At 37.5% G+C, this 1,658-nt stretch carries 2 protein-coding genes; both read right to left on the bottom strand.

What is annotated here, in order from left to right:
• Positions 1–818: acetylxylan esterase (locus RT405_RS06535; RefSeq protein ID WP_313468558.1), on the bottom strand; the 818-nt coding region annotated here is incomplete at its 3' end.
• Positions 815–1,658 (bottom strand): LacI family DNA-binding transcriptional regulator (locus tag RT405_RS06530; protein WP_313468556.1); only part of this gene is annotated, 844 nt, incomplete at its 5' end. The genes RT405_RS06535 and RT405_RS06530, both read right to left, overlap by 4 nt.

Below are 1,658 nucleotides of genomic sequence, written 5' to 3'. Positions count from 1 at the left end.
GCTACAGAAGCCACAACAGGACACTTAATCCACTCAGCCATATTCATCGTATCAAAGTACGTTTGCACTTTCATCACTTGTTCTAAATCATCCGGATAGAGCCTTAAATAATCTGCAATTCCTGAAAAGCTGCCTTTTTCTTCTTTAATCCGTTGAAAAATATCCGAACTGCTGGGTACATCTGCAAAAGTCATAAAAATACGTTCACCCGCTAAAGCGGCAGCTACCATTGCTAAAGCACCACCCTGGCTCATTCCAGATAAAACAATATATTGATTATCAATGTCAGGTAAAGCTTCTGCTACGTCTACCGCTCTCAATGCATCAGCAAATAAACGGCGCTGATAGTAAACTGTTTGATCTAATAGACCATGTGTCAATAAATGGGGCAGATAAGGACTAGGATAAGGATGTGTATCGCTCGTCTGCCCACCTTGCCCTCTTACATCTAAAACCAATACGGCATAGCCCATCGTTACCCATTTTAAATAATTCATTGGCTGTCCAACAGGAGACATAAAGCCTGGGTATTCAATTACACACGGAATTGTTTCTTTACGTTGCTTAGGTAAAATATACCACCCGCTTAAAGCCTCATTGAATAAACTTTGACACTTGATACGATATACTTCTATTTCGTTACTTGGATATTCAAATGAATCACAGTGAATAGCTAAAGGGACAGCTTTCAGTTCTTGTTTGGTTTGCTCCCAAAATGAATCAAAATCTGTTGATTTAGTTAATTCAGGTGCATAACTTTCCATTTGTTCTTGCAGCTCTTCTAGCATTTTTATCTCCTTTTGATCTATTAAATTCAAGGTTCAACAGAGGCTCCTGGAATTAAAGAGGTATAAATAATTTCATCTTTCACTACCTCTTTATTTAAGAGACTGACAATTTTGTTTGCAGCTACTGCTCCCCATTTATACATAGAGTAGTCAATCGTAGCTAATCTTGGGGTGAGGTATTTACTAACTTCAGAATTATCAAAACCAATAATACAAATGTCTTTTCCTATTTGTAAATCGGACTGTTCTAAATAATCATACATTCCAATCGCCATCTCATCATTAAAACAAAAAACACCTACTGGTTCCTGCCATTCACTGACAATCTTTTTAGCTGCTTCAATTCCAGCTGATTTAGTAAAATTCCCAAAAATAACTTCATAATCTACTTCACCAAATCGGTTTAGTTCTTCTTTAGCAGTTGCCAAGCGCACATCGCTATCGTAGGTCTTTTCAGGCCCAGTCACCAAATATAGTTTTTTAAAAAACTGTCGCGACAAATAATCGAGAGCTAGTGTTGCTCCTGCTTTGTTATCCAACAAAACATGGCAAACATTTTCATGCTCCAGCTCACGATCCAAAACGACAATTTGATGTCCTCGCTCTGCGTACTGTTCAATTTCTTTATCCAAAAAAGTCACATCAAGGACGATTGCTCCATCGACTAATTTCTCTGGTAAAAATAAATGAGATTTAGCCCCCGAGCAAACAATCATATCATATCCATGCTTCACGAGATTTTTATTAATCCCCTCTAACAAGGAACTATAAAAAGAACCTCCGAAGTCGGTTAAATAAATCCCAATAATATTCGTTTTTTGGCGTTTCAACGTTCGTCCTGCCATATTGGGAATGTAATTCATCTCATTT

Source organism: Carnobacterium sp. (genome assembly GCF_032094055.1).
Lineage (GTDB): Bacteria > Bacillota > Bacilli > Lactobacillales > Carnobacteriaceae > Carnobacterium_A.
This window is presented reverse-complemented; position numbering and strand designations above follow the sequence as displayed.